14 protein-coding genes are annotated in these 15457 nt (G+C 39.2%); all 14 read left to right on the top strand.

Annotated features, from left to right (window positions below; all coding sequences use genetic code 11):
* Window position 1 precedes the first annotated feature (1 nt).
* The 14 genes from ACOOEY_RS17595 (at window position 2) to ACOOEY_RS17660 (ending at window position 15454) form a co-directional block, all read left to right on the top strand.
* Window positions 2-2452 carry a GumC family protein gene (locus ACOOEY_RS17595; protein ID WP_420386039.1) on the top strand — a complete coding sequence of 817 codons (2451 nt, stop codon included), beginning with the start codon at window positions 2-4 and terminating at the stop codon, window positions 2450-2452.
* 64 nt (window positions 2453-2516) lie between these two features.
* The gene (locus ACOOEY_RS17600) at window positions 2517-4322 is read left to right on the top strand and encodes an ABC transporter ATP-binding protein (RefSeq protein WP_420386040.1); all 1806 of its coding nucleotides are present in this window, start codon (window positions 2517-2519) and stop codon (window positions 4320-4322) included.
* Window positions 4323-4371: 49 nt separating this feature from the next.
* Window positions 4372-5418: an N-acetylneuraminate synthase family protein gene (locus ACOOEY_RS17605; protein WP_420386041.1), complete on the top strand. Its 1047-nt coding sequence runs from the start codon at window positions 4372-4374 to the stop codon at window positions 5416-5418.
* 1 nt (window position 5419) lies between these two features.
* Window positions 5420-6268, top strand: coding sequence for a hypothetical protein (locus ACOOEY_RS17610; protein ID WP_420386042.1), 849 nt, complete (start codon window positions 5420-5422; stop codon window positions 6266-6268).
* Window positions 6268-7353 (top strand): DegT/DnrJ/EryC1/StrS family aminotransferase, encoded by a 1086-nt coding sequence (locus tag ACOOEY_RS17615; protein WP_420386043.1) that lies wholly within the window; start codon window positions 6268-6270, stop codon window positions 7351-7353. The genes ACOOEY_RS17610 and ACOOEY_RS17615 overlap by 1 nt, the downstream gene beginning before the upstream one ends.
* Window positions 7354-8388 (top strand): GDP-mannose 4,6-dehydratase, encoded by a 1035-nt coding sequence (gene gmd / locus ACOOEY_RS17620; RefSeq protein WP_420386044.1) that lies wholly within the window; start codon window positions 7354-7356, stop codon window positions 8386-8388.
* Between the two features lie 29 nt (window positions 8389-8417).
* Window positions 8418-9134: a cytidylyltransferase domain-containing protein gene (locus ACOOEY_RS17625; protein WP_420386045.1), complete on the top strand. Its 717-nt coding sequence runs from the start codon at window positions 8418-8420 to the stop codon at window positions 9132-9134.
* The gene (locus ACOOEY_RS17630) at window positions 9131-10036 is read left to right on the top strand and encodes a Gfo/Idh/MocA family protein (protein WP_420386046.1); all 906 of its coding nucleotides are present in this window, start codon (window positions 9131-9133) and stop codon (window positions 10034-10036) included. Before ACOOEY_RS17625 ends, ACOOEY_RS17630 begins: the two co-directional genes overlap by 4 nt.
* A 5-nt stretch (window positions 10037-10041) precedes the next feature.
* The gene (locus ACOOEY_RS17635; RefSeq protein WP_420386047.1) at window positions 10042-10776 is read left to right on the top strand and encodes an SDR family oxidoreductase; all 735 of its coding nucleotides are present in this window, start codon (window positions 10042-10044) and stop codon (window positions 10774-10776) included.
* Window positions 10777-10781: 5 nt separating this feature from the next.
* Window positions 10782-11417 (top strand): hypothetical protein, encoded by a 636-nt coding sequence (locus ACOOEY_RS17640; RefSeq protein ID WP_420386048.1) that lies wholly within the window; start codon window positions 10782-10784, stop codon window positions 11415-11417.
* Window positions 11414-12430, top strand: coding sequence for a UDP-N-acetylglucosamine 4,6-dehydratase (inverting) (pseB, locus tag ACOOEY_RS17645; protein WP_420386049.1), 1017 nt, complete (start codon window positions 11414-11416; stop codon window positions 12428-12430). The genes ACOOEY_RS17640 and pseB overlap by 4 nt, the downstream gene beginning before the upstream one ends.
* Window positions 12430-13623 (top strand): UDP-4-amino-4,6-dideoxy-N-acetyl-beta-L-altrosamine transaminase, encoded by a 1194-nt coding sequence (gene pseC / locus ACOOEY_RS17650; protein ID WP_420386050.1) that lies wholly within the window; start codon window positions 12430-12432, stop codon window positions 13621-13623. The genes pseB and pseC overlap by 1 nt, the downstream gene beginning before the upstream one ends.
* A gap of 33 nt (window positions 13624-13656) precedes the next feature.
* Window positions 13657-14319, top strand: coding sequence for a class I SAM-dependent methyltransferase (locus tag ACOOEY_RS17655; protein WP_420386051.1), 663 nt, complete (start codon window positions 13657-13659; stop codon window positions 14317-14319).
* Between the two features lie 31 nt (window positions 14320-14350).
* Entirely contained in the window at window positions 14351-15454 is a 1104-nt protein-coding gene (locus tag ACOOEY_RS17660; RefSeq protein WP_420386052.1) for a sulfotransferase family protein, read from the top strand.
* Window positions 15455-15457: the final 3 nt, after the last annotated feature.

Below are 15457 nucleotides of genomic sequence, written 5' to 3' on the forward strand. Positions count from 1 at the left end.
TATGGCCAGCGAATTTGAGTTTGAAAGTGAAGAACAAAAGAAGTCTGGTGGGCTAGCAATAGACCCTAAACTCTTATTAATCAAGATTATTGGTTATTGGCCAATATTAGTGATGTCAGTGTTGGTTGCTTTTCTGACAGTATTTATATATCACCGATACTCGAATGAGCGGTTTCGACTTGCATCAACTCTACTTATTCCAGAGTCAAACTCAGATGTAGACCCTAGTTTATTGTCTATTTTTTCACTTAGTAATACCTCCAATTTTCTCAATGAATTAGAGATTCTTCGAAGTGAGCGAATTACAGCATTGGCAATTGATAGTCTTGATTTTGAAATCGAGTATTTCTCAAAGGGAAGAATCAAGACCATAGAAGAATATCAATCACTACCTTTTGAGATTGTAAAAATAAAAGGTTCAGCTCAGCTTTATGGTAAGTTATTTAAGGTGAGTTTTCTGGAAGGCAACCTTTTCAATTTAGGAGTAGAAGAAGATGAATTTAGTGAAGAGACGCCTAAATACACACCTTTTGAAGATATTAGTTCAGATACATATACCTTAAGGCTGGAAATACCAGGTCAGGCTAATTTACAGGGTAAGGAATACTTCTTTCGTTTTAGGCAAAGACAATCATTAATTGACGAATGGAATGCAAGATTGGGTGTGACCTACCAACGGGAGTTTACCTCAGTGGCAGCCCTAAGTGTCAATTATACTCACCCCAAAAAAGGCGCTGATTTTTTGAATGCCATTATGCAGGCTTACATGAATGAAGAGCTTGACCGAAAAAATAAGTCAGCCGAAAAAACAATTAGGTTTGTCGACAGAGAGATGGCAGCCCTAAATGACACCCTGGAGATTTATGCCAATCAAATGGATAGGGTAAAGGCGGAAAATAGAGTTACTACCTTCGATCAGGTAGGTACTAACCTGATGAACCGGATTACTCAGCTTGAGGTAGAAAAAGGTGTCAATGAACGGGCTATATCTGCGTTAAATAAAAACCTTGAGTATTTAGAGGATACAGCCAAGATATCTGAGCTTACTGCCGTTCCTTTGACGGCTATAACCGGTGCTGATAATACAGATATTCAGCGTTATATAGGCCTCTTGCAGGAGAAGCTTAATGAAAGAAGAGAAAGGTCTGTTGTGCTTTCGAATTCAACACCTGAAATACAAGCCCTGGATGCTTCAATTGCTTCTTTGATTAATATCCTGACCAATTCGGTCACGTCAAAAATCAATGAATTAGAGGCTAAGAATGAATCAATTCAGAGACAAATTAATCAACTAGATATTGAATTTAAGAGGTATCCAGAATCTCAGAGGGAGTATGGTGATATTGAGAGAGTCTATGACCTATACTATGGTATGTTTCAATTCTTTAGAGAAAGAAGAGCTGAAGCAGGTATCCTGAAGGCCTCTAATGAGGCAAACTCGAGAATAGTTGATGAGGCAAGTTATAATGTAGCCCCATTCTTCCCCAACAAGGGATTAAACTTCGCCATAGGTGGAGCTATGGGCCTAATATTGCCACTGGTGTTCTTTGCCTCCAGAGAGGTATTAAATGATAAAGTAGAGTTCAGAAAACAAATTGAGAAACTGACTAATATACCAATCATTGGTATGATTGGGCACAATAAGTATGAAGGAAATCTGGCTGTTCTAGAACATCCTAAATCGATTATGGCAGAGTCTTTCAGGGCTATAAGATCCAACCTTGCCTTTTTTGGAAGAAACAGAAAGATTCAAACCATACTGGTTACCTCTAACGCATCAGGTGAAGGTAAGTCCTTCTGCTCCTTGAATCTTGCCTCCATGTTGGCAGTTTCTGGTAAAAAAACGGTTTTGGTTGGACTCGACTTGAGAAAGCCGAAATTATATGGAGATTTTGGTTTGAGTAATGATTTTGGAGTCTCGAATTATCTAGCCGGGTTTATAGAAAGGGATAAAATTATTCAGAATACAGCTTTTGAAAACCTTGACTTGATAGCCGCTGGTCCTGTGCCACCTAATCCTGCTGAACTGCTTATCTCTGATGAACTTAAGGAACTAATTGCTAGTCTTAAGGAAGAATATGATTACGTGATTATCGATACACCACCTGTAGGTATTGTCGCTGATACTTTTAACCTTACTGTATTGTCTGATTTGAACATATTTGTTGTTCGTCAGAATTATACAGTTAAACAAGTTTTCCCATTTGTAAATGATATTACCGAGAAGGGCCTTGTGAAAAATTCTACATTGCTTTTGAATGACTTCAAAGTAAATCGAGGCTATGGCTACGGTTATGGCTATGGTTATGGCTACGGTTATGGCTACGGTTATGGCTATGGTTATGGTTATGGCTACGGAAATTATGGAGGTGGGTATTATGAAGATGAAGCAACTGGCAAAACGGGTAAAAAGACATCACTATTGAAAAGAGGATTGAAAAGAAAATCCTAACCCTTAATCGGTTCGGTCCCGTGAGAGCGTTTTTCGATCCGACAAAACTTCCGATTACACCTGAATGAAAGATTCAATCTTTAAGAACCTAAGTTACTTTGGTTTTTTCTATTCCCATTTGCGGTATAGAATAGTGGTTTTGGTTGTACTCAATATACTCGTTGGGGTACTAGACGGTTTTGGTTTGGTCATGTTTCTGCCTTTACTGAGCCTGGCTGGAAATAGCGCTAATCCCGGTACCGAAGATAGTGTAGGTGCTTTAGACGTTATTCCTCAAACGATAACTGCCTTAGGGCTTCCTTTATCAGTGCCCGTTGTATTGGCTATCATGACTCTGTTTTTTGGTTTAAAAGGAGTTGCTCGCTTCTTGAGTGAGAGCTACAGGGTTAAACTGATTGAGTATTTTACAAGGAATGTGAGACTGGAGCTTATTGGCGACTTAGGCAGTCTCAAATTCAAGTCATTTGTTCAGTCCGATGTAGGAAGGGTTCAGAACACCTTAACAGGAGAAGTTGGTGCTGTTGTCAATGCTTCAACAGCTTTTTTTCAGGCTATGCAGCAATTAGTTCTGGTCTGCGTGTATGTTTCATTCGCCTTGGCACTTGATGCGAAATTTGCGGCTTTGGTTGTTACAGGAGCATTAGCGACTAATCTACTTTACAGAAGGGTTTACAAGAAAACCAGAGGTGCTTCCTACACCATGACAAACCTTACGCATAAGTTGCAAGGGTATTTAATTCAATTTTCTGGAAACTATAAATATCTAAAGGCTACAGGAACTCTTAAGCAATTTGAGCAAAGGCTTAAGACAGTTGCGGTCGATGTTGAGCGAGAGAATAGAAAAATAGGCATGTTCAATGCTATTCTTTTGTCGGTTAAGGAGCCATTGTTAGTATTAGTAGTCTCCCTCGTGATCTACTTGCAACATTCGGTATTTGGTGAGTCTTTAGAGCCAATATTAACGAGCCTGTTGTTTTTTTACCGATCACTTACCGCGTTGCTTAGTATACAGAATCACTGGAATAAGTTTGTTTCGCGAACCGGATCACTTGACAACATGATTGAATTCAGTGAATACCTTAAATCAAATTCAGAAAACACCGGAACTGTTCAATTGCCATCCTTCAAGAGTGTCATGAATCTTAAAGGGTTAAGTTTAAACTATGGAGATTATAAAATCCTTCGAAATATTGATTTGGAAATCCAGAAGAATGAAACAGTGGCATTTGTCGGGGAAAGTGGAAGCGGCAAGACTACCTTGGTTAACGTACTTGCCGGTTTATTACCACCTGATGGTGGTGAATTTTGGATAGACTCTTACAATAGTCAGGACTTGAGTATCGAAAGCTATCAAAAGAGAGTAGGTTATATCACACAGGAGCCAGTCATTTTTAATGATAGCATATTTAATAACATTACTTTTTGGTCAGAAAGGAATGAAGCTAACCTTAAGAAATATAACAATGCCATAAATAAGGCTGCCATTAAGAGTTTCATCGATCAGCTTCCCGATAAAGAAGAAAGCCAGTTAGGTAACAATGGTATCAACCTCAGTGGGGGTCAAAAACAAAGGATATCAATTGCCAGAGAACTATATAAAGAAATTGATGTGCTCATTATGGATGAGGCCACATCAGCATTGGATTCCCAGACAGAAAATGAGATACAGTCCAATATAGATGAGCTCAAGGGAAGTTATACCATTCTTGTTGTGGCCCACAGGCTTTCTACCGTCAAGAATGCAGATCGTATTGTTTTGTTAGACAAGGGTGTTATTAAGGATATTGGTAGTTTTGATGAATTGAAAAACCGCTCAGAGGTATTTCAGAAGATGCTTAATTATCAACTTCTGGAAAGTCCAGGAGAGTAGAGAGTGACTGTTCTGAATTTCGATTTTTAACTCAAATGAAAAGGAGAATATGAAACCGGCAGGTTCGATTAAAATAGGCCATAAAACTATTGATAAGAAGTCAGAGTGTTTTGTAATTGCGGAAGCAGGGGTTAATCACAACGGTGATTTTTCGGTGGCCAAAGAGATGATTGATGTTGCATCGGAGTGTGGTGTCGATGCCATCAAATTTCAATCCTTCATTACAAAGGAGCTTATACTGTCTAACGTTGATATGGCCTCTTATCAGAAGGCAAATCTCAAAAATGATGGTAGTCAGTACGAGATGCTGAAGAAGCTGGAAGTACCCGCGAATAAAATGCTTGAGCTTAAGGAGCATGCAGAGGCTAAAAACCTAATCTTTCTGACAACTCCATTTGATAGCGTCAGTTTACATGCACTCGATATTTGTGACCTTGATGCTTATAAGGTAGCTTCTACAGATACCACTAACCTTGTCTTCCTGAGAGAAATGGCAGCAAAAGGTAAACCGATGTTGTTGTCTACGGGGATGACCTATTTCTCTGAGGTTCAGAAGGTAATTGCTGAACTCTTACCCATAAATGATCAGATCATACTTTTACATTGTACTTCGAACTATCCAACCGACCCAACGGAAGTCAATTTAAATGTACTAAAGACTTTTGAAGAGGAATTTGATATAATCACGGGCTTTAGTGACCATACTGCTGGAATTGGAGCGAGCCCTTATTCTGTGATTATGGGAGCTAAGGTGGTCGAAAAGCACTTTACATTGGACAAGTCTCAGCCAGGCCCTGATCATAAGGCCTCATTGGAGCCGGATGAGTTAACAGAATTGGTTAACCAAATCCGGATAGCACAGTCATATCTTGGATCAAATGTTAAGATGCCAACCTTAAGCGAACTTGGAACACGCAATTCTCTACAAAAATCGGTTGTGGCTAAATGTCAGATTGCCTCTGGCGAAGAGTTGACCCTGGATAACTTGTCGACAAAGAGGACAGGTGGAAAAGGAATTCCGGCAATTTATCTGGATGATCTGCTCGGCAGAACTGCTCAAAGAGAGTATCGTGCAGACGATATTATAGATTTATAAGGTGAGTATATATATATCATCGGCTTGTATTAAGGAATCAGATCTAGGAACAAACCTCAGATCACTTTTCGATTTGGGTTTTGGCAATGTTGAGTTAACAGGAGGAATTAATTTTGAAGAGAATGTTAAACCGGCCATTTTAAATTTTCTTTCTCTGGGTAATACGAATTTTCAGTTTCACAATTATTCCCCTTGTCCAAAGGAAGAGTTTGTTCTCAATTTAGCTTCTCAGCACAAAGAAACTTTTGAAACCTCAAAGGCACATGTAAAAGATACACTTTCTCTGACTCGTGAATTAAAACTTGGTAAATATGCCGTCCACGCTGGCTTTTACATTCCTGTCAATGCTTCAGAATTAGGTAAAACAATCAAAAGGAGGGAGCTTTTTGATAAGGAAATTTCAAAGCAACTTTTTGTCGAGACAGTCAGTGAGTTATATCAGGAGTTTCCGGAAGAACTTTACGTGGAAAACAATGTGGTTTCTCAGTCTAACTTTCAGGAGTATAACCAAAACCCATTTATGTTAACCTGCTCGGAAGAGTATTTTGAGTTGAAGAGAGAAATTAAAGGGTTTAAGCTATTGCTTGATTTGGCCCACTTGAAAGTATCTTGTCAAACCTTAGGGCTTGATTTTTATGAAGAGGCTCATATCCTCTGTCAAGAAACCGATTACATTCATATAAGTGATAACGATGGTTCTGCAGATACCAATAAAGGAGTGAATGCAACGTCCTCAATGGCCAAGTTGCTGCAGGAGCTTCCTCTTAAGTCAAAGACTATAACTTTGGAAGTCTATTCTGGTATTGAGGATTTGATGAATACTTACAGACTGGTTCAAGAATTAAATTAATGAAGTTCCCTATTTATGTTCCATCCATAGGTCAGCGTGAAGAAGAGCTGGTTTTGGATTGTATTCGGTCTACATGGATATCTTCCCGGGGCAAGTATATAGACTTGTTTGAAAAGGCACTTTGTGAGAGTTCGGGTTCAAAGCATGCAATAGCAATGCATAATGGTACGCATCCCTTGCATATTGCTTGTTTACTTTCAGGGGCAAAGAGTGGTAAAGAAGTGATTCTTCCTGTTTTTACTTATGTCGCGTCTGCAAACTCTGTTCTTTACTGTAATGCCAAACCAGTTTTTGTTGATGTAAATGAGGATGACTGGAATATAAATACTCAGTTGGTCTCCAGTCATATTTCCTCTGATACCGTAGCAATTATGCCTGTTGATATTTATGGGTATCCAGCTGATTATAACGCTCTAAGAGTGATAGTAAGTGGTAGTAAGATTAAATTAATAGCCGATGCAGCTGAGTCATTTGGGGCTACATACCATGGACAACAGTCTGGTTCTTTAGGAGACTTGAACTCTTTTTCGTTTTTCGGTAACAAGACAATTACTACTGGAGAAGGAGGTGCCTTACTGTTGAATTCAGATGATTGGAATACGCTGGCCCGTCAATTAAAAAATCAGGGCAACTCTAATACAGAACGTTATTTCCATGATGTTTTGGGCTATAATTATCGGATGACCAATATACAGGCTGCAATAGGTCTGGCTCAATTGGAAAGAGCGAATGAAATAGTGAGGCGTAAAAAGGAAATTTACCATCGCTATAAAACCAACCTGGAGAGTTATGTTACTTTTCAGAAAGAAAAGAAGGGTGTTAGTTCTTCTAATTGGTTGATCTCTTTTTGTCTGCCCACCAATGTTGATCGGGAGAAGTTTTGTAACAGTTTAGAAGCCGTGGGGATTGAAACGAGACCATTTTTCAGACCTATGGACGAGCTGCCGTATTTTCCATCGGGAAATTACCCAGTTGCTAAAGAAATATCAATGCGAGGTGTAAGTATACCTAGCTATCCGGCATTGTCGGATGAAGATGTAGATTATATAAGTGAAAGAATTTTAGACGCTATCAAAACAAAATAAATGAAGAAGGCGCTCATAACAGGAATTACCGGACAAGACGGTTCTTACCTTGCAGATTTTTTATTGAATAAAGGTTATGAAGTACATGGCTTGGTTCGAAGATCAAGTCTCGAGCAGAAACTGAGAATAGACCATTTGTACAAGGACCCGCATAAACAATCCAATTTTAAGGTGCATTACGGAGATATAACAGACTCTATGAATGTTACCAGACTAATTCAACAAATTGAACCTGAGGAAGTATATAATCTTGCGGCACAAAGTCATGTGAGAGTAAGTTTCGAGATCCCTGAGTATACAGCAAATGCCGATGCATTAGGCACCATGAGAGTTTTGGAAGCGGTGAGAATTCTGGGGCTGGCTGGACATACAAAGGTTTACCAGGCTTCAACAAGTGAGCTTTATGGTAAGGTTAAGGCTGTTCCTCAGAGTGAGGATACTCCTTTTTATCCAAGAAGTCCATATGGAGTAGCTAAACTGTATGCGTATTGGCTGACGGTTAATTATCGTGAGGCCTATAATATTTTCGCTAGTAATGGTATTTTGTTTAATCATGAATCACCGCGAAGAGGAAATAGTTTTGTAACCAAAAAAATAGCCATTGCGGTTGCTCAGATAAGGCATAAGCAGAGAGAGACTCTATATCTTGGAAACCTTAATGCCAAAAGAGATTGGGGGTATGCCCCTGATTATGTAGAATCTATGTGGAAAATTCTTCAGCACGATCAGCCAGATGATTTTGTGATTTCCACTGGAGAGACCCATGAGGTCCGTGAGTTTGTTGAATTGGCCTTCAGACATGCAGGTATTGAAGTTGTATGGGAAGGTGAGGGTATCGATGAAGTAGGAATAGACAAGGCTACAGGAGAAAGAATTGTAGCTATTGACCCTTGGTATTTCAGGCCAACCGAGGTAGACCTTCTCATTGGAGATAGCACCAAAGCAAAAAAACTTTTGGGTTGGGAGCCTAAGGTTAAATTTGAGGAGCTTGTAGAAATTATGGTGAAATATGAGCTCGATCAAATTAAAAAATGATATTAAAGCAGTGGCCATAAGCTAATAAAATGAGGTTTCTAATTACCATATGTGCGAGAGGAGGGTCAAAGGGGATACCAGGAAAGAATATCAGACCCCTGAACGGTACCCCATTATTACATTACTCTTTAAATCATGCCTTTAATTTTGCACGGGCTTTTGAAGCCGATGTTCAATTGAGTACTGATAGTTCGGAGATTTTGGAGTGTGCTCGTGATTATGGTTATGAGACGACATACCAAAGGCCAGATTCTATGGCTACTGATTCTGCTGGAAAAGTAGATGCTATCAGAGATGCATGGAAATGGTCTCAGAATAAGAATCAGGTAGAATATGATTATGTGTTAGATCTGGATGTTACGTCTCCTTTGCGAACCCAGGAAGATTTGAAAAATGGTTTCGAGTTATTGAAGTCAAGACCTGATGCTCTTAACGTATTCTCTGTTAGCCCTGCTTCGAGAAACCCCTATTTCAATATGGTGGAAAATGATCAAAACGGGTTTGCTCAAGTCTCCAAGAAAAGTGATAAGATTAAATCCAGACAAGAAGCTCCTGAAGTGTTCGATATGAATGCTTCTTTCTATATCTACACCAGAGAATATATGCTTGGTGATTATGATACAACAACAACCCAAAGGTCATTGGCCTATGTAATGCCTCATCCATGCTTCGATCTTGACCATGAAATGGATTTCAGAATTATGGAGCTGCTGTTGAAGGAGGAGCTTCTAGGTTTCCAGATATGAAAGTGCTTATTATAGGCCTGGGTTCAATCGCGAAAAAGCATATCAATGCTCTTACCAAGATAGATCAGAATCTAGAGGTTTATGCTTTAAGATCAGGCACTGGGTCAGCCGATGTTGAGAAGGTAACGAGTATTTTTAGGTATGAAGATATTCCTGATGATATTGACTTTTCTATTATTTCTAACCCTACCAGTCAACACGCTGAAACCATTGAAGCGCTTGCGCATTTAGGCAAACCACTATTTATTGAAAAACCGGTATTGCATCAGTTGGAAGATGTTAGTCGGCTGAGTAAGCTAATTGAAGAGAAACAAATTCTGACCTACATTGGATGTAACCTGCGTTTTCATCCAATTATTAAAAGATTGAAGCAAGAAGTACAAAAGCGTAGACCTATAGAATTGAATGCATATTGTGGCTCTTATCTGCCATTATGGAGACCTGATTCAGACTACAGAAAGATATATAGTGCCATTAAAGAGCTTGGAGGAGGGGTACATCTCGATTTAATACATGAGCTGGATTATGTAATTTATTTATTGGGTAAGCCTGAAGGTATCCAATCGTATAGATCCAGGAAATCCGGTCTGGAGATCAATTCAGTTGATATTTCCCATTATATGCTTGAATATCCTGATAGTTCGGCTTTTATTACTACCAACTATTACAGAATCCAGCCTAAAAGAACCATCGAGTGTATATGGGATGATGATGTATGGACCGCAGATTTAATTTCAGGCACTCTTATTTCAGGTAATTCTGGAGAAATACTGTCTGGAAATGATATACTGGAAACATATACCGATCAAATGAAATACTTCTGTGAATGCATACAAGGTCAGCGAAAGATGATGAATGATTTCTCGGAGGCCATTGAGATTTTGAAAATCTGTTTAAACTAGAGTCGATGTTAAGAGACAAGGTAATATTGGTAACAGGAGGTAATGGGCTTTTAGGAAAGGAAATTGTCTCAGATATTCGCAAGAAGCAAGGTGTAGCCGTATGTGTTGACGTAAATGTTCAGACCGACCTGGCAGAGCATAGACTACACTGTGATGTTACCAGTTTGGATAGCATTAAGGATGCCGTAGGTATGTGTTTGAATCACTATGGCCAATTAGATGGCCTGGTAAACAATGCATATCCAAGAACTTCTGATTGGGGTACTGATTTTGAGAATATGTCAGAGTCTTCATTAAAGGATAATGTCGATTGGCAGCTAAACAGTTATATTCTTTTCTGCCAGCAGGTAATCGAGGCATTTAGAAAAACGGGCAGTGGCGCCATTGTTAATGTGGCATCAATCTATGGAATGGTTGGTAATGATTTTAATATTTACAGGAATACAGATATTGTACCTCCTCCTCCATATTCGGCCATCAAGGGTGGACTTATCAACTTCACCAGATTTTTAGCTAGTAGATATGGGCATGAAGGAATTCGGGTTAATGCGGTTTCCCCAGGCGGTATCTTCAATAATCAACCTAAAGCATTTGTTGACGCTTACGAAGAGAAAGTTCCTATGAAAAGAATGGGAAGACCGGATGATATCGCTCCTGCTATCAGTTTTCTGCTTTCGGATCAAGCAAAGTATATTACAGGGCAAAATATAGCTGTGGATGGTGGATGGACAGCGATCTAAGTACAATGGAAATCTTTGACTACACATTAAAACAGCTTAACGCATTCTTCCCTGACAAGAACTTGATCGAAGCGGATAAGATGCGTTTGTTGGGTAAAAAAGCTCATGTCAGAACCTTGCATTGTTTTGATCATACGACAGCCTTTAATCAGCATAATGGATATGTCAACTTTTTACATGGTGACCAATACGCCACTTACCTTTACTTCTTGAGCAATGAATCTTACGTAGAAGGATATGAACCGTTGTATGCAAAGTCGGCTTTGCTGAATAAGTCACTTCATGGGATTGATTTGTTTGGTCATATTCAAATGCCAGAAATTTTTCGGTTGATACACCCAATGGGATCAATTGTAGGGCGGGCTCAATTGGGGAATAGGTTGGTCATCTATCAAAATATTACCATAGGAGGGAAGCATACAGAAGATGGGATTGATTATCCAATTATAGGTAATGATGTATGTCTCTTTTCGAATGCATCAGTGATTGGAAAGTGTAAAATTGGAAATGGAGCAATAGTAGCTGCCAATTCTAGTATTGTGGATACTGAAGTACAAGAGGGTCATATGGTTGCAGGCCATTATCCAAACAATGTTCAAAAGGCAGTTCAAAAGAATCTAACTAGCAAATTTTTTATATGAGTTATTTAAGCGATAAATCTATCTTAATTACGGGTGGTACAGGTTCACTTGGTAAAGCCCTGACCAAACACTTGTTAACTCATCATCCTGAAATTAAAAAGCTCATTATTCTTTCACGTGATGAACAGAAGCAGTTTTTGATGGAGCAGGAATTCTCTGAGTCGGTGTATCCACAAATGAGGTATTTCATTGGAGATGTCCGTGACTATGAAAGATTGAAAAGAGCTTTCAAGGGAGTAGATTATGTGATTCATGCAGCTGCCATGAAGCATGTTCATATAGCAGAGTACAATCCCGAAGAATGTATCAGGACAAACGTAGATGGAGCACAAAATGTGATTAATGCCAGTTTAGAGACAGGTGTGCAAAGGGTGGTTGCATTGTCTACTGATAAGGCCTGTGCACCGATAAACTTGTATGGAGCAACTAAACTTACATCAGACAAGCTTTTCATTGCAGCTAATAATGTGAAGGGATGGAACCCCATAAGATTCTCAGTCGTGCGTTATGGAAACGTGATGGGAAGTAATGGCTCTGTCATTCCATTTTTTCTGAATAAAAAGAAGGAGGGTGTCCTTCCTATCACTGACCCAAGTATGACCAGGTTCAACATAAGCTTACAAGGAGGGGTAGACATGGTAATGCATGCTCTCGAGAACTCTTGGGGGGGAGAATTGTTTGTTCCTAAAATACCTTCATATAGAATTACTGATGTGGCAGAAGCAATAGGCCCTGAGTGTCAGAAACCGGTAATCGGTATTCGACCAGGTGAAAAGGTCCACGAAGAGATGATCACAGCGTCTGATTCCTATAATACTTATGATTTGGGAGAATACTTTGTGCTTTTACCTACCAAGACAAGATGGTCATTAGAAGAGTTTGTTCAGGTACATAATGCCAACAAGGTTCCCGAAGGTTTTAACTATAACTCGGCTAGTAATGAAGAGTGGGAAACTGTGGAGAGCCTGAGAGAATTAATAAAAGAACACGTAGATCCCAATTTTGAAGTCTGATGCAACCAATACCTTACGGTAAGCAAAATATTACGGAAGAAGATATCCAGGAGGTAGTCAGGGTATTGAATTCTGATTACTTAACACAAGGGCCTGAAATTAAGAGATTTGAAGACTTGTTTGCGTCTTATGTCGGAGCAGAATATGCCGTAGCAGTAAGCAACGGTACGGCAGCTCTTCACTTGTGCGCCATGGCCATGAATGTTGGACCCGGGCAAAAAATTATTACTACACCGATCACTTTTGCTGCTTCAGCTAACTGTATACGTTATTGTGGTGGTACCCCCGTTTTTGCTGATATAGATCGAAACACCTATCTGATTGACATTAATTCCATTAGAGAACTGCTTGAATCCTCTCCAAGAGGAACATACCAAGGGATTATTCCTGTAGATTTTGCAGGTAGATCTGTAAACCTGGAGGAACTGCGGCAATTGGCCGATGAATATGACCTATGGATCATCGAGGATGCCTGTCATGCACCTGGAGGTTACTTTGTTGACGACCAAAAGAACCAGCATCAATGCGGAAATGGGCAATGGGCAGATTTGGCTATTTTCTCCTTTCACCCAGTTAAACACATTGCCGCAGGAGAAGGGGGGATGATCACCACCAATAGTCATGAGCTTTATACAAGATTACTTGAGTTGAGAACTCATGGAATTACAAGAGATGAATCAAAGTTTAGCAACACGATAGGCTTTGCTACAGGAGGGGTTGAGTCGGAAGAGTATCCAGGATGGTATATGGAAATGCAGTCCCTGGGATATAATTACAGACTAACTGATTTTCAGGCAGCACTTGGTTCAAGTCAGTTAAAGAGGGCGGATGAAGGGTTAGCCAGAAGAGTAGAAATAGCAAAGCGTTATGAAATGGCTTTTAGCTCTGCTACGTTTGTCAAGGGTCAGAGTAAGCTCGTAGAAGGGCATGCGTATCATCTGTATATTATTGAAATAGAAGATAGACTAGGCTTATATAATTACTTAAGATCAAAAAAGATTTTTGCTCAAATACATTACATACCTACCCATTTAATGCCCTATTATCGAGAGTTGGGGTGGAAGGTTGGTGATTTACCAAATGCTGAGAATTATTATAGACACTGTCTCAGTCTGCCAATGTACCCAACCTTAAGTTCTGAAGATCAGGAGAGGGTAATAGAAACAATTTTTGAGTATTATAATAATCTGTAACGAGGTGTTCTTTTCATCAGTCAAAATCTGTTTATGAAACAAAAAGAAGAGTTTGTAAGAAGTGAAGCGGATGCCTGGTTTGAACGGAATAAGGCAGTACTGCTGGAAAAAAAATTCGACAATGATATTGTTGTTGAGCTAATTAAGGATTACCAGATTCAATCGAATAGCATACTTGAAGTTGGAAGTTCGGCTGGTTATAAGCTGAACTATCTTAAAAGTATATTTCCTGATTGTAATGCCTGTGGTATTGATCCTTCAGGGAAAGCTATTCAATTTGGCACAGAAAAATACCCTGAATTAGAATTGAGGCAGGCGACCGTAGATGACATGAGCTTTTTCGATGATGAATCCTTTGATTTGGTAATCGTAGGTTTTGTATTCTATGTGGTTGATAGAAATCTTCTGGTAAAGAGTATGGCTGAGATTGACAGAGTGCTAAAGAATAAAGGAAACTTGATTATTCTGGACTTCTTTTCAGATAAGGCAAGAAGAAATCATTATGCCCATATCACTAGTTTCGATGCCTTTAGTTATAAACATAGTTATGAGCAAATGTTTCTTGCAACCAATATGTATCAACTATTAGATAAATCAACGCTGGACCATAGCACACGTATTAAGCATGCAGATGATAGTTATTCAGAAAAGATAGCATTGAGCCTTTTAAAGAAAGATATTAATGCGTGTTATTAAATGAACTCTGTATTGAAAATTATTGGATAACATGAATTCAAAGCAGAAATTGATACTGGCTGGTGTTTTCAGGTCGGGGACTACCTTCCTGGCTCGCGCTCTGAACAGTCACCCTCAACTTAATATCGCCTCCGATCCTTTCTTTGAGTTTTTCAAAGTAGCTAGAAACATTTGGTTTAGAGATAGTGATCCGAAGTACGATGATAGACAACCACTTGAAGATTACTTTTTGAAGGGGGAAAATTATTATCGCTCATTTCATGACAATTTTGAAACCATTCGATTCGAATCATCTGATATTGAAGAATTAAAGAGACAAATACCTCGAAATGCTGGAATTTTCTCTCCTGCGGTATTGCCGTTTTTGCATAAAATACGGCCAGGATTGGCCTTTGAAGTTTTTGAGCAATTGCTTGAAATTGTAGAATTAGCCTATCCCAAGCAAGATGCTTCTGTCACGGGTATTAAGGAAGTATGGGTCGATGAATTCGCTTCTCCTTTATTAGAACAGGGCTATAAATTTGTACACATTATTAGAGACCCTCGTGCTATTATTGCTTCCAATAAGAAAAGCTCTACGGGTGCTTACCCAATACTCTTTCTTATCCGTCAATGGAGAAAAAGTGCGGCTTTTGCTTTGAGAAACAGAGGAAGGAATAACTTCTTTCTAATTCGATATGAAGACATGGTCTCTAATCCTGATGATTATCTTAGGTCCATGCTGACTTTCATAGGTGTTCCATTTCATTCCAATGTGGTGAATGCTAATACCTATAGAGATGGTTCTGGGAAACAATGGACACAGAATACATCATATCAGGCCAAGGAAGGTATTAATACCAAATCAATGGAAAAATGGCGCACGGTGTTAGATACGGAAGAGATATCCATTGTGGAAGGTTTGTGTCAGCACGAAATGAAGGCATTGGATTATGAATTTGACCAAACGAGCTTTCCAATCAGGGAAATGTTGAATTATGATCTTCCAGCGGAAACCATTGCTGATTGGATAAGGAAGTACGATTTTGAATTCAATGAGAAAAGAATACTTGAAGAGTATTTGTATCATGCCCAGGTTCATGATTATTCTCCCATACCTATTACCAAAGACCAGGAAAAATTATTTCATATATAGATC

It is taken from the genome of Roseivirga sp., assembly GCF_965216855.1.
Lineage (GTDB): Bacteria > Bacteroidota > Bacteroidia > Cytophagales > Cyclobacteriaceae > Roseivirga.